Here is a 13,570-nt window from a genome sequence, read left to right as displayed (position 1 = left end):
ATTAAATCTTAATGTTCGGTTTTTAACTATGATTTAGGGGTTTTATAGTTAAAATGTATGTTTTTTAGACGAAGGGACATTCCATTGTTAGCTTACAACATATCATTTTACTGTTATAATCTAGGTGATAATGATAGGAATGAGGGAATCAAGTTGAATGAGACAATACAAGCCATCGCTTCCATGGCTGAAAAAAAGGCAAAGCTCATAAATAGTAGTATTGCCCGCTATTTAATGCTCGCATTTTATGGGGGGCTATTTATTGGATTTGGGATGCTGACATTTATCGTCATTGGTGGTCTACTAACACCGGCGGAAGTACCGACAATGAAAATACTTCAGGGTGCATCTTTTGGTATCGCACTATGCATGGTGACTTTAGGGGGCGTTGATTTATTTACAGGTAATAATTTAGTGATGACCATTGGCGCGCTTGAAAAAAGAACGACTGTGCGTGATTTAGTAAAAGTATGGACTATTGGTTATGCAGGAAATTTTGTGGGCGCAGTTGTTTGTGCGTGGTTCTTTTTTATGACTGGCTATGTCGTAGGTGACTTGGCTGCATATGTTGAGAAGGTGACGATATTAAAAATGTCTGCGACAACAACAGAACTATTATTTAGAGGCATACTATGTAACATATTAGTTTGTTTAGCTGTTTGGTGTGGGTACCGTGTTAAAAATGAAGTAGCAAAAATTTTACTTATTTTTTGCTGTATCTATCCATTTATTTTATCTGGTTTTGAGCATAGTATCGCGAACATGATGTTATTTTCACTTGCGATGATGATTCCTCATAATGAAATCATTTCTATCAGTGGGGCTATACATAATTTAATTCCTGTGACAATTGGTAATATCCTTGGTGGTGCAGTCGTTTTAGGACTTGGGCTATGGCTGACAAAAGCACAAAAGAGTGAATGATAAGACGTTTTGTAGAAATTACTGTTACTTTTGTAGAAATCATTGGATATAATAAGCATCTCCTTGTTTGCGTTGCTAATTTATGACAGTATTAAAGTATAAATAAGGGGAGGTTTTTAAATGGAACAACTACCAAATTGCCCACAGTGTGGATCTGAATATACATACGAAGACGGGCAAAATTTTATTTGTCCAGAATGTGCACATGAATGGACACAAGCAGCAGAAGCTATTGAAGAGGATGGTTTAGTTGTTCGTGATGCAAATGGCAATCTTTTAGCAGATGGTGATGCAGTAACAGTGATTAAGGATTTAAAAGTAAAAGGAAGTTCTTCAACACTAAAAATTGGTACACGTGTAAAAAACATTCGCTTAGTGGAAGGGGACCATAACATTGATTGCAAAATCGATGGCTTTGGTGCGATGAAACTAAAATCAGAATTCGTAAAGAAAAATTAAAAATGCGAAGTCCTCACAAAAGGGGACTTCGCATTTTTTATTGTTAAGTTCTTGATTATTTATCAGATTTTTTTTCTGATTTGTCTTCAGATAAATAGCCAGAAAATGCACCTTTTAAATCAGCATCTTTAACTTCAATTTTTGCTTCTTTAAGTAATTGGGCCATTTTTGTATCCCAGTCACCTTTAGTTGCTTTAATTGCTTCAGTAATTTCTTCTTTTTTATCTTCAAGTGTTCCGTAATCTTTAACATCACGTGTATCTAAAACTTGAATAATGTGGTAACCATAATCAGTTTTAACGGGCTCACTAATTTCATTTTTTTCTAATGCGTATGCAGCATCGTTGAATTCAGGAACCATTGTACCAACTGTAAACCAACCAAGATCTCCACCTTTTTCGGCAGAACCTGTATCAGTAGAATTTTCTTTAGCTAATTTTGCGAAGTCTTCACCAGCTTTAAGTTTTTTAACTAATTCTTTTGCTAATGCTTCATCTTCAACTAAGATATGACGAGCGTTCAATTCTTTAGAAGCTTGGTCATAGTAGTGTTGGATTTCTTCGTCTGTTACTTCAACATCAGCTACTGCTTTTTGTTGTAAAAGGCTGAAACGAATATTCGTTTTTAAAGTATCTTCAGTTAACTTACTTTCAGCTAATGCAGCCTCGTAACCTTCACCATATTGTTCTTTAACGCCTTTTAATTCTTCTGCTACTTCTTCATCTGTAACTTTGTATTTATCGTTTAAGATTTTTTCGATTACTACTTGTTGTAATAATTGATCACCAGCGATGTCTTTTACTGTGTTATAAAATTCTTCTTGCGTAATATCGCCAACGTTCGTTGAAACAACAACTTCATCTCCAGGATTACTACATGCAGCTAAACCAAGTGAAGCCGCAACTGTTAATGCGAAAAGAGTTTTTTTCATTTTTATATACGCTCCTAACTAATCTTTAATGCAATTGTAACTATAACATAAACGATTTAAAAACAAAATGGTTGCGCTATAGAATTGCCTAAGTTTTACAAATTCGAGTGCATACGATAGATGAGAGAAGGGAGGTGGCAGTATGAGTGGTGGCGGTAGCTATAACGGCGGCAGCGGCGGTTACGGTAATGGTTCAGGCTTTGCGTTATTAGTAGTATTATTCATCTTATTAATTATCGTTGGTGCAGCATTTATTTATTAAGTAGAAACATATGATAATGTTTCTCTGTGCCTATGAAAAAAGTGGTGTAAGTTCATTCAGAACTTTACACCACTTTTTGTGATTTTAAACAGTAGGACTACGCTATACGGCGAATAAAACCTCTACATATAAACTTACAAGTAAAATTGTAATGAGTACATTTATCGTTCGGAAAATTTTAGGCTGTTTTTCTTCAGGAATTTCACGTCGCATACAAAGTGCGGCAGTCATACGATTGATTTGGAATAAGTATATTACTGAGAATAGAATTACAATAAGTAGTAGCAAGACTATTCCTCCTCTCTAAAACATCATTGTCATTCATTAAATATCGAGCGGTACTAAAATCTCATAGCCTCTTGGCGTTTCTTCAATTATAGCATTGTTTGGTGCAGACATTAAATTTTTCACATATAAAAAATCCATTAAACAAATACTACAATGTAGTGCTAGTAATGCACTAAAATAATGGGCATACACTGGAAAATTAAACCCTCCCCAAATAATGAGAGAGTTCATCACAAAAAAGGGTGTAACTAAAGCAATCATATAGGTTTGTTTCGGGATGCTATGTTGAAGACGCATATGGACGATTGGTACAAAAAGATATTGAATTTTAAAACGAAAAACAAGTGATTTTCGATGTTTTAACAATGCAATATAATGTAATGCTTTGTGTAATGGATACACAAAAGGAATGACTAAAAGAAGCAACCATAAATAACGGTCAATATGTCTCCCCGTAAATTGAAAGCTAAATGTAATATATGAAAAACAAAATACTAATACGAAAATAATTGTTGCTAATAAAAAAAGACGTGTCGTACCGTATTCGCGTTCAATATTAATTGTTTTCCAGCAGTGCACAAACATCCTCCTAAATAAAAAATAAGCTTAAATTATATCAGCTTTATCGGACTTCTATTACTATGTTTTTTCCATTCTGTGATAAAAGTTAAACCTATAAAAAATACTATAAATGATTTTTGATAAAATAAAAAGAAGTGAGCTTGCGCAAAACATTTTGCGAGGCACACTCCTTCGTAAATTTTGAATTATGGTGTTGGCGTTGATGATGGTTTACCAGCTTCATCAATTGTTTCTTTGAAGTTTTGGAATGAACGTTCAAAAATTTCGATGAAATCATCACCATAAATATTTCGAATAACAGCCATCACATCTAAAAATTCAGGGAAGCGACCATATAATTCTTTTAATGGTAATGAGCCCTGTAAAATTGTATGTTCAGTATCATGATAGTGTTCGTACATGCGTAAGATTAAATCAGAGCCTGCATTTGTAAGCTCTACATATGTATTACGCTTGTCCTCATCACGTTTTGAGAAAGTTAGTAATCCACGCTCTTCTAACTTTTTTGAAAAATTGAAGGCTGTTGATACATGCATGACACCAAATTTAGCTACATCAGAAATCGAGGCGCCCTTTAAATGATACGAAATCCATAAAATGTGGTGTTCATTAATGTTTAAATCAAACGGCTTAATCCAAGTTTGCCAATCTTTTTCAATAGCTTTCCAAAGTGCTTTGGATAGTTGTGCAACACGTTGGCTAAATAACATAGCCTCTCTTTGTGAGTATAAATCTTCTGTCAAAACAATCACCTTCTTCTTTCATTAAGCATTATAAAAATATTATAGCAATAAAAGAAAAAACTTTAAAGTTAGAAAAATCAAAAAAATAAATGTTGATTTAAAAGTGCTAAAAAAAGGTATAATTAGGATTTAATTTACTGTAATCGAAAATACTTTGGGTATAAACAACTATAGGTGAATGGCTATTCATTATGCGTTATTTTTATCTGAAGGTATATTTTTCTCGATTTCCTTTATAGAATTCTGTAAACTTTCAATTTCTTGTTTTAATTTTAATGTTTCTGGTTCAATTTCCTGTTTGAAAGTTGTTAAATTGCCCTTCAATTCATTTATTATACTAGGTATATTATTTTGAGCTTCAGCTTTTAATGTTGAAATGGAAGCTTTTACTTTTTGCAATTCAGATTTGACATCGTGAAGACTAAGTTTTGCTTTTGCTGTACTAGAAGAAATAGTTTGGCGTAGTTGTTCGCCCGATTGTGGGGCTGAAAATAAAACGACAGCTGCACCGCTAATTACGCCCGTTGTTAATCCTAAAAGAAATGATTTTGCTTTCATAATGGATCATCCTTTCTCAATTCGATTTAATTGTTTCTAAAATCCATTTCCAAATTCTACATCTATTAAACCACGAATTATGAAAATGAAAAAGGTATAGCTGGTCAAGCGTCATATGTTGTTAGAAGTGAAAAGAGGATGCAACATAAGTTTATACTTACGATGCATCCTCTTGAATGACGAATTATGCTTGTGATAAAGATGTTTTGAAATTTGAACGCTTTAGTAATTTTGTAATGATAGGGTAGATGATGAAAAACGCTACAGCATTAAATGCTACGGCAGGTAATACAACGCCTGTAAACAAAATAGCAAACGGTGCACCTACATCTGTACCCATTGCAAATAATGCAATTGATAAGAAAATGACACCTGAAATGAGTGTGCCAACTCCAACAATAATCGTTGAAACTACCATATTTGAAGTTAATTTTTTTAGGATGAATACAAGTCCTAAAAAGATAAAAGCTGTTACAAATTTATCGACAATATTCGGAATTAAACCTGCAGGGAATGTAGTGAACAGTCCTGAAAGTACACCAGCACTTAAGCCAAGTAAAAAAGTTTCTTTCAATGTAGGAAAAAGTAAAATACCGATAAACATCATCGTTAATATGAAGTCTGGCTTCATCCCTTGTACAAATCCTGGTACAACAACGTATAACGCTGTACCTATACCAATTAAAAGCGCCATTAAAACTAAATTTTTTGTATTCATCTGTCTCGTCTCCTCTAACTTTTCTAAGCTATTTTTTCGTTCTCCTAATGTGCACTCATTGCCATTAGCGAAAACTTAACCAAATTGTACGTGGATTGTGTTGAAATTGCAATAGCGTAAAATAAAAGAACTCGGAATTATAAGTTTTCTTTAATTTGATCTGCAATTGTTGTTAATAATTCTGTTGGAAACTCGTCTTGACGAGAATTCCATTCCACTTTTAATCCGTCTGTTTCATCGTAGCGTGGTACTAAATGTAAGTGATAGTGGAACACAGATTGCCCTGCTGCCGCACCGTTGTTGTTAATTGTGTTCATGCCCACTGGATTGAAGGCTGCTTTAATGGCGTTGGCTACTTTTGGTGCAGCTGCATATAAATTACGAGCCACATCCTCTGGCATTTCGAATAGATCTTTGCAATGTGTTTTGGGAATTAGTAATGTGTGGCCCTTTGTTAATGGCATAATGTCCATGAAAGCAAATACATGTTCATCCTCATACACCTTTAAACTTGGAATTTGACCATCGATAATTTTGCAAAATAAGCAATCACTCATTTATTTCTGCCACCTCTCAAAATATTTTCTCTATTTTACCATAGCTACGTTTGATTTTTTGCGGGAATTCCCGAAAATCTTTCGTGATTCAAAGAAATAGAGGAAGGGATGGGGAAATTCAGTGTCATTATTTTTAAGCTTTTGTTAAACTAAATTTTAGAAAAAGGGAGTGACGACTTTGACAATTTTACAAGTACAACATGTAACGGGTGGTTATACGCGAAAGCCTGTTATTCAAGATTTATCTTTTGAAATTAATAAAGGAGAGCTTGTTGGTCTAATTGGACTAAACGGGGCGGGGAAAAGTACAACGATTAAACACATTATTGGAACACTTCTACCACGAGCAGGTGAAATTCGTTTAAACGGTGTTACGTTAAAGGAAAATATGGACGCATACCGCTCAAGCTTTTCATACATTCCTGAAACGCCTGTATTATATGAAGAATTAACATTAAAAGAGCATTTAGAATTAACGGCAATGGCTTATGGGTTAGATGAAAAAACGCTGGCGAGTCGTTCAGGAAGTTTATTAAAAGAATTCCGCATGGAGAAGCGTTTAAACTGGTTTCCTTCACATTTTTCAAAAGGAATGCGTCAAAAAGTAATGATTATGTGTGCATTTCTAGTTGACCCAGCGCTTTATATTATTGATGAACCATTTGTAGGACTAGATCCACTTGGTATTCAGTCATTACTTGATCAAATGGATGAAAAAAAACGTGCGGGTGCTTCAATTTTAATGTCGACGCATATTTTATCAACAGCTGAAAAACATTGTGACCGCATTATTTTATTACATGAAGGTCGTGTACGCGCGCAAGGTACGATGGCTGATTTACGCCAAGCGTTCAATATGCAAGATGCCACGCTAGATGACTTGTATATTGCGATGACAAAGGAGCAAGACAATGAACAACATGTATAATGTTTGGGCAAAACGCTTTGAACACTATATGGGCGAAGTGATGAAATATATGCGCTTCGTATTTACAGGGCATATTGCAATTGTTTTAGTGTTTATTATAGGGGCTGGTGGTTATCAATATAGTGAATGGCTTAAAGTTGTTGAGCCTAATTTTCCAGCAGAATGGATGATTGCTGTCATTATTGGCGCTGTTGTGACATTTAGTAGTCCGGTGACGTTATTAAAAGAGCCTGACCAAGTGTACTTATTGCCGTTAGAAAGCCAAATGAAGAATTATTTTAAAAAGGCATTAAATTGGACATTTTGGTCGCAATTATTACTGCCTGTCATTTTATTTATTGTGACGATTCCTTTATTAAAAGAAGTGACCGATTTATCAGTAACGGCCATTTGGTCTGTTGTGTTATTCATCATTGTATTGAAATTTATCCATGTACGTGGGGAATTTCATTACCGTTATGTAAGCAGGGGGCATTCTATAGCGCTTGACCGCATTGTGCGAATGGTCGTATCAATCATTGCGATGTATTTTGTTTTAACAGATGGTTTATTTGGAATCGTATTTTTAGTTATGCTTGCATACTATGCGTTTACATTACGTAAAAAAACGAAAAATCAGCCTGTACCGTACGAGCACTTTATTGCGCTTGAACAAAATCGAATGATGCGTTTTTACCGCTTTGCCAATTACTTCACGGAAGTGCCTCATTTGAAAGGTTCGATTAAACGCCGAGCATGGTTAGATGTAGTATATAAAGGTATTCCATTTAAAAAACAAAGTACGCAAGCTTATCTTGTATACCGTACTTTTATTCGTACAGATGATCATTTTTATTTGTGGGTTCGTTTAACAGCGATTTCAGCAGTTATTGCGATATTCGTGGCGATTCCATTTGTAACGTGGATTGTCGTAGCAGCACTTGCGTTTGCAACAACACTACAATTAAAGTATGCACTCATGTCTACAGGTGAATTTCGTATGGATATGCTGTATCCAATTCCGCGTGAAACGAGAAAACAAGCAGTTGTTAAATTGCTACGTTCTTTAAGTGTTGTACAAGCGATAATCGTAACACTTTGTGCAATCGCACAGCCACAATTTTACGTTGTTCCTTTTATCATCATCATTGTAAGTGAAGTAACAATAAGAACGTCAAAATAAAATGGAGTAGTTAGCGTCAATGCTAACTACCCCATTTTTTTCTTGGATGGTATCGTAATAGCTAGATAGTGTAAATCTACAAAAGAAAGCCGCCAATCAATAAGCCAGCAAGGATAACGAGTGCAGGATGGATCTTAAATTTTTCAAGTGCTAAGTAACTACCGATAACTACAACAATCGTTGGTAGTAATTTATTTACGTCATAGGATGTTTGTAAAAAGTCAAAAGTTAATGAAAGTAATAATACAGCAATTGCTGGTAATACAAAGCTTGATAATCGTTTGACGCGCGGTGAATTCCGATATTTATAAAGTAAGTTTAGTAATATAAGCATTAAAACAAGGGACGGAGCGATCGTTGCAAATAAGGCAATCGCACTTCCTGCAATACCTGCCACTTCAAAACCAATATAACCCGCCATTTTTGTTGCAATTGGACCAGGTAGTGAATTGGCGAGTGCGAGTAACTCACTAAATTCTGCTTTTGTCATCCAGCCGTATTTGGAAACGACTTCATGCTCGATTAATGGAATGGCAGAAGGTCCGCCTCCGTAAGCAAGTATGTTTGGAAAGAAAAATGATAAGAATAAGTGTACATAGATCATGAAGCCTTTCCTCCCTTAACTGGGAGCGCTAAAGCAAGAATTAGTAATACAGCAATAACAATACCAGGATGAATATGTAAAATAATAATCGCAATAAAGCTAATGACAAAAATAATACTTGCCGTTTTCATTCCGAGAGAGACTTTGGATTTTTTTATGAAATCCCATGTCAAAACGCCCATCATGACAGCTACGACGGGAATAACACCGTGCGTCATACTACTTACGAAATTGGATTCACTAAATTGTTTTAATGAACTAAGTAAAAGGATCATTAATAGTACAGTAGGGAGTACAGTCGCGATAAGGGCATTAATAAGCCCTATCCAACCACCCACACGATAACCCACATAACCTGCTAATTTCGTTGCAATAGGACCGGGTAATGTATTCCCAATGGAAATCACATCTGAAAATTCTTCATCGGTCATCCATTGATAATTTTTTACAACTTCTTTATGTACAAGGGGAATGGTTGCGGGACCTCCCCCAAAGCCGAGAATGCCTGATCTAAAAAAAGCGATGAAAAGTTGAAGTTGCTTTGTCAAAGTCACACCTCCTAAAGGAAAATTAAAGTTTAAAATACGAGGAGCTATTCCTATTTCAGAATAGCTCCGTACAAGCATTATTCTTTTGGTGAGGCGCTATATGTCGTAATATAAGAGGATGAATCAAATATGGACTGCATAGTTGAAGCGGTTCCTTCTAAAACGGGTGCGATGGAAGATTGATAGTTTCCGCTACTTTTCCATGCTTCAAATGATGCTGGACCCCCCCATTGAATAATGAGTAAATATATTTCAGCTTTTACTGGGCGTAATAATCGGTAGGCGATTACGCCATCATTCGTTTTTAATGTTGAGCTGATTTCTAGAGCCTTTTTCTCGAAAACAGGACGTTCATCTGACATAATAGACATATTGTAAATAGTGAAATAATATTTTTGTTCGAAAGTTCCTTTACTATCGAGTACTTCGAATTTGCGAGGGACTGCAAAAATCGATTTTTTTTCTGTTTCGTGCAAAACGATGGAATTACCATTACCATGTAATAAAATAAGCGGTTCTTTTTCATTTTTTGCGATTAATTTTTCCATATAATCAGGTGTTCCTGAAGTTACATAAAAATTCATGGACTTCGCCTCCTTTAACTCTATTATTTCCATTTATAATGATGTTCAAGCCATTTGTCAAAAAGATCTCTACAGAAGGGACAATTTTATGACATTTTCTTTAGAAATCTATACAATACGAAGCGAACGGTTTATAGTCGATAATGGATATCAATGACGTTTTTAAAGATTTGAAAAAATAATGAATTTTTTGAGGGGTCGAATTCAAACATGACGAAATTTAATGATACATTATTACGTGCAGCTCGCGGTGAGCAAGTAGAACATACACCAGTTTGGTTTATGCGCCAAGCAGGTCGTTCACAACCAGAATATCGTGAAATTAAACAAAACCATTCTTTAGAAGAAATTACAATGAAACCGGAATTATGTGCGTATGTAACACGCCTACCAGTTGAACAATATAATGTAGATGCAGCAATTTTATATAAAGACATCGTGACACCGTTACCGGGAATTGGTGTAGACGTGAAAATTAAAGCAGGCGTTGGCCCTGTTATTTCAAACCCAATTCGTTCAGTAGCAGATGTTGAAAAATTAGGTGAGTTCAATGCAAAAGAACATACACCTTACGTATTAGAAACAATTAAAATTTTAACTGAAGAGCAATTAAATGTGCCTCTAATCGGTTTTGGTGGTGCACCATTTACGCTAGCGAGCTACATGATTGAAGGTGGCCCAAGTAAAAATTACGCCAAAACAAAATCATTTATGGTATCAGAGCCAAAAGCCTGGTTTGCTTTAATGGACAAATTAGGAGATATGATTATTGCTGACATTTCAGCTCAAGTTGAAGCTGGTGCAAAAGCAATCCAAATTTTTGATTCTTGGGTTGGTGCATTAAGCGTAGAAGATTATCGTATTTTTATTAAACCAACAATGACACGCATTTTTGGTGAACTTCGCCATTTAAACGTACCTCTAATTCAATTTGGAGTAGGAGCATCTCACTTAGTCAATGAGTGGCATGACCTACCAATCGACGTAGTGGGCTTAGATTGGCGTCTACCAATCCGTGAAGCTGAAGCGCGCGGTATTACAAAAGCAGTACAAGGAAACTTGGACCCGACATTATTATTAGCCGATTGGTCGATTATCGAAGCACGTGCAAAAGATATTGTTGATCAAGGTTTAGCACATAATAACGGTCATATTTTTAACTTAGGTCATGGGGTATTCCCAGAAGTAGATCCAGCGGTGTTAAAACGTTTAACAGCATTTGTACATGAATATAGTCGTGAGCAAATTGCGAAACGCGGGTAATTGTCACAATTTCTACCGGAAAATTCGTTAAATCTGAGTTAAAAATTTCTAGAGGTGATAAAACATGAAAGAAGTACGTGGTTTATTAGTAATGGCATATGGTACGCCATACAAAGAAGAAGATATTGAACGTTATTATACACATATTCGTCATGGACGTAAGCCAAGTCAAGAACATATTGATGATTTAGCAGCGCGTTACCGTGCAATTGGTGGACTTTCACCACTCGCAAAAATGACGCAAGCACAAGCTGAAGCTCTATGCGCTCGTTTAAATGAAGTACAAGACGAAGTAGAGTATAAATTATTTATCGGGTTAAAACATATCGAACCATTCGTAGAAGATGCAGTAGAAGAAATGGTAAAAGAAGGAATAACAGAGGCTGTATCTATCGTATTAGCACCTCACTTCTCTACGTTCTCTATTAAGTCATACAATGGGCGAGCAAAAGAAACGGCTGAAAAATTAGGTGGCACATTAACTATTACTTCGGTGGAAGCTTGGTACGATCAACCAAAATTCATCGAGTTCTGGAAAGATGCTGTAAATGGCGAGCTAGCAAAAATGTCTGCTGAAGAACGTGCAAACTGCTGCTTAATCGTATCAAATCACTCATTACCAGAAAAAATTAAATTAGCAGGCGATCCATACGAAGACCAATTAATGGAAACAGCTCGTTTAATTGAACAAGCTTCTGATATTGAAAATATTGCAGTAGGCTGGCAATCTGCTGGTCAAACACCAGAGCCATGGTTAGGACCAGATGTGCAAGATTTAACAAAAGAATTATTCGAACAAAAAGGATATAAAGCATTTATTTATACACCTGTTGGCTTCGTAACAGAACATTTAGAAGTTCTTTATGATAACGACTATGAGTGTAAAGTTGTATGTGATGAAATTGGCGTAAGCTACTATCGTCCGAGCATGCCAAACACGCATCCTTTGTTTATTGATGTTATGGTTGATGCCATTAATAAAAAATTAGCGAATTAATAAAGAAAGTGATGATGATGGTGACTTTAAAAAGGAGAAAGGTTGTTATCGTTGGCGGTGGAATTACTGGCTTAACGACGGCATACTATTTACAACAAAAGGCGAAGACGCAAAATGAACCATTAGAAATCGTGTTAATTGAAGCGTCTCTGCGTATAGGTGGAAAAATCCATACAGTTCGCAAAGATGGGTTTATCATCGAACGTGGTCCTGAATCGTTTTTTGATACAGGTAGCAGTATCCGAAGTCTGGCGCGTGATTTAAATATCGAACATAAGATGATTCAAAATAATAATGGTCGGACATTCATAGCAGTCGGTAGCAATCTACACCCTATTCCGAGTAATATTTTACTCGGAGGGTCACCTAAAATCTTATCATTTATGACCTCAAATGTGCTTTCTTTAAGTGGTAAAGTTCGCGCGGCTGGAGATTTGATTTTACCGAAATTGCCTCATGATACAGATGAACCGATTAGTGATTTTTTTCGTCGACGTTTCGGTAAAGAAGTAGTAGAAAATCTTGTAGAGCCTGTTTTGGCAGGTACATTTGCAGGTGACGTTGATCATGTAAGTATGAAATCGATGTTCCCGCAATTTTACCAGTTAGAGAAAGAGTATCGTAGTTTATTAATAGGCATGAAGAAGACTGGTAAAGGAATCTACGTAATGGTAGATACTCCAGGTGAGATTCATTATGAATCGTTTGAAAATGGTCTTGAAACGTTAATCGAAGCGCTAGAAAATGCTTTGACGGATGTGACGATTATCAAAGGAATGAAAGTGGATTCGATTGAAAATCAAAATGATAGTACAAATCAACTCTATTTAAATGATGGAAGTTCCATGCAAGCAGATAAGCTGATTGTTACGACACCGTTTAACGTAGCAAAAAAAATGTTCCAGGATTCTGAAGTGATGCCTCTATTGCCAAAAATGAATTATGCAACGATTGCTACAGTCACAATGGCGTTTAAAAAAGGGCAAATGAAAAAATATGCAGATGCTTTAAATTTCTTCGTGTCACGTAATAGTGATTTTGCAATTACAACATGTACGTGGAGCAGTCGAAAATGGGATAATGCGGCACCAGAAAATCATGACTTACTTCGTGTATACATTGGACGCGTTGGAGATGAATCGATTGTCGAACTTTCAGATAGTGAAATTGAAAAAATTGTGTTGCAAGATTTACAGAGAGCTGTTGGTCTTGATGCGTCACCAATTTTTACAGTTGTTGCAAGATGGAAGGAATCGATGCCACAATATACGATTGGTCATGAAGCTCGTTTAGCAACGATGAAGGATCAATTTTATAAAGAATTTCCGAATGTTATTCTTGCTGGAAGTTCCTATGAAGGAATTGGGATGCCAGACTGTGTAACACAAGGGAAAGAGGCTGCAAAACGAGTATGGGCACAACTTCACAAATGTGAAGTAAATGCTTAATCATTTTAATAAGA

General features: G+C 35.7%; 18 protein-coding genes. 8 read left to right on the top strand and 10 right to left on the bottom strand.

The genetic code is table 11. From position 1 onward, the window contains the following. Nucleotides 1-153 precede the first annotated feature (153 nt). Both DCE79_RS15445 and DCE79_RS15440 read left to right on the top strand, forming a co-directional pair. On the top strand, nucleotides 154-924 hold the full coding sequence (locus tag DCE79_RS15445; RefSeq protein WP_159083118.1) for a formate/nitrite transporter family protein: 771 nt from the start codon (nucleotides 154-156) through the stop codon (nucleotides 922-924). A 120-nt stretch (nucleotides 925-1,044) separates the two neighbouring features. Further along, the gene (locus DCE79_RS15440; RefSeq protein WP_108713885.1) at nucleotides 1,045-1,383 is read left to right on the top strand and encodes a zinc ribbon domain-containing protein YjdM; all 339 of its coding nucleotides are present in this window, start codon (nucleotides 1,045-1,047) and stop codon (nucleotides 1,381-1,383) included. A 55-nt stretch (nucleotides 1,384-1,438) separates the two neighbouring features. On the opposite strand, the gene DCE79_RS15435 is transcribed toward DCE79_RS15440, so the two are convergent. Next, entirely contained in the window at nucleotides 1,439-2,314 is an 876-nt protein-coding gene (locus DCE79_RS15435) for a peptidylprolyl isomerase (protein WP_108713884.1), read from the bottom strand. 142 nt (nucleotides 2,315-2,456) lie between these two features. Here DCE79_RS15435 and DCE79_RS15430 point away from each other — a divergent pair, with 142 nt between their 5' ends. Then, entirely contained in the window at nucleotides 2,457-2,576 is a 120-nt protein-coding gene (locus DCE79_RS15430; protein ID WP_108713883.1) for a YjcZ family sporulation protein, read from the top strand. Nucleotides 2,577-2,678: 102 nt separating this feature from the next. Here DCE79_RS15430 and DCE79_RS15425 read toward each other — a convergent pair whose 3' ends face one another. The 6 genes from DCE79_RS15425 to DCE79_RS15400 form a co-directional block, all read right to left on the bottom strand. Next, nucleotides 2,679-2,864: a hypothetical protein gene (locus DCE79_RS15425; RefSeq protein WP_108713882.1), complete on the bottom strand. Its 186-nt coding sequence runs from the start codon at nucleotides 2,862-2,864 to the stop codon at nucleotides 2,679-2,681. A 36-nt stretch (nucleotides 2,865-2,900) separates the two neighbouring features. Beyond that, nucleotides 2,901-3,449: a DUF3267 domain-containing protein gene (locus DCE79_RS15420; RefSeq protein ID WP_234417279.1), complete on the bottom strand. Its 549-nt coding sequence runs from the start codon at nucleotides 3,447-3,449 to the stop codon at nucleotides 2,901-2,903. 182 nt (nucleotides 3,450-3,631) lie between these two features. After that, a complete protein-coding gene (locus DCE79_RS15415; RefSeq protein ID WP_199912337.1) occupies nucleotides 3,632-4,195 on the bottom strand; it encodes an HTH-type transcriptional regulator Hpr in 564 nt (187 codons plus the stop codon). A 183-nt stretch (nucleotides 4,196-4,378) separates the two neighbouring features. Beyond that, nucleotides 4,379-4,747, bottom strand: a complete 369-nt coding sequence (locus tag DCE79_RS15410) for a YtxH domain-containing protein (protein WP_108713879.1) — start codon at nucleotides 4,745-4,747, stop codon at nucleotides 4,379-4,381. Between the two features lie 184 nt (nucleotides 4,748-4,931). Next, entirely contained in the window at nucleotides 4,932-5,465 is a 534-nt protein-coding gene (locus DCE79_RS15405) for a tryptophan transporter (RefSeq protein ID WP_108713878.1), read from the bottom strand. A 137-nt stretch (nucleotides 5,466-5,602) separates the two neighbouring features. Continuing rightward, entirely contained in the window at nucleotides 5,603-6,022 is a 420-nt protein-coding gene (locus tag DCE79_RS15400) for an HIT family protein (protein WP_108713877.1), read from the bottom strand. 178 nt (nucleotides 6,023-6,200) lie between these two features. On the opposite strand from DCE79_RS15400, the gene DCE79_RS15395 reads away from it, so the two are divergent. Both DCE79_RS15395 and DCE79_RS15390 read left to right on the top strand, forming a co-directional pair. Continuing rightward, the gene (locus DCE79_RS15395) at nucleotides 6,201-6,950 is read left to right on the top strand and encodes an ABC transporter ATP-binding protein (protein WP_108713876.1); all 750 of its coding nucleotides are present in this window, start codon (nucleotides 6,201-6,203) and stop codon (nucleotides 6,948-6,950) included. Next, nucleotides 6,934-8,112 carry an ABC transporter permease gene (locus tag DCE79_RS15390; protein WP_108713875.1) on the top strand — a complete coding sequence of 393 codons (1,179 nt, stop codon included), beginning with the start codon at nucleotides 6,934-6,936 and terminating at the stop codon, nucleotides 8,110-8,112. Before DCE79_RS15395 ends, DCE79_RS15390 begins: the two co-directional genes overlap by 17 nt. A 76-nt stretch (nucleotides 8,113-8,188) precedes the next feature. On the opposite strand, the gene DCE79_RS15385 is transcribed toward DCE79_RS15390, so the two are convergent. From DCE79_RS15385 to DCE79_RS15375, 3 genes are all read right to left on the bottom strand, one after another. Next, entirely contained in the window at nucleotides 8,189-8,716 is a 528-nt protein-coding gene (locus tag DCE79_RS15385; RefSeq protein ID WP_108713874.1) for a chromate transporter, read from the bottom strand. Further along, a complete protein-coding gene (locus DCE79_RS15380) occupies nucleotides 8,713-9,264 on the bottom strand; it encodes a chromate transporter (RefSeq protein WP_108713873.1) in 552 nt (183 codons plus the stop codon). Before DCE79_RS15380 ends, DCE79_RS15385 begins: the two co-directional genes overlap by 4 nt. Nucleotides 9,265-9,341: 77 nt before the next feature. Then, nucleotides 9,342-9,848 (bottom strand): antibiotic biosynthesis monooxygenase family protein, encoded by a 507-nt coding sequence (locus DCE79_RS15375; RefSeq protein ID WP_108713872.1) that lies wholly within the window; start codon nucleotides 9,846-9,848, stop codon nucleotides 9,342-9,344. 210 nt (nucleotides 9,849-10,058) lie between these two features. On the opposite strand from DCE79_RS15375, the gene hemE reads away from it, so the two are divergent. The 3 genes from hemE (at nucleotide 10,059) to hemY (ending at nucleotide 13,556) form a co-directional block, all read left to right on the top strand. Beyond that, nucleotides 10,059-11,111 (top strand): uroporphyrinogen decarboxylase, encoded by a 1,053-nt coding sequence (gene hemE, locus DCE79_RS15370; RefSeq protein ID WP_108713871.1) that lies wholly within the window; start codon nucleotides 10,059-10,061, stop codon nucleotides 11,109-11,111. Nucleotides 11,112-11,175: 64 nt separating this feature from the next. Beyond that, nucleotides 11,176-12,108 (top strand): ferrochelatase, encoded by a 933-nt coding sequence (gene hemH / locus DCE79_RS15365; protein ID WP_108713870.1) that lies wholly within the window; start codon nucleotides 11,176-11,178, stop codon nucleotides 12,106-12,108. A 14-nt stretch (nucleotides 12,109-12,122) separates the two neighbouring features. Further along, a complete protein-coding gene (gene hemY, locus DCE79_RS15360) occupies nucleotides 12,123-13,556 on the top strand; it encodes a protoporphyrinogen oxidase (protein ID WP_199912281.1) in 1,434 nt (477 codons plus the stop codon). The last annotated feature ends 14 nt before the right edge of the window (nucleotides 13,557-13,570 follow it).

Origin of the sequence: Lysinibacillus sp. 2017 (assembly GCF_003073375.1) — a bacterium.
Taxonomy (GTDB): domain Bacteria; phylum Bacillota; class Bacilli; order Bacillales_A; family Planococcaceae; genus Solibacillus.
The sequence above is the reverse complement of the archived record's forward strand: the minus strand, read 5'-3'. Positions and strand labels throughout refer to the sequence as shown.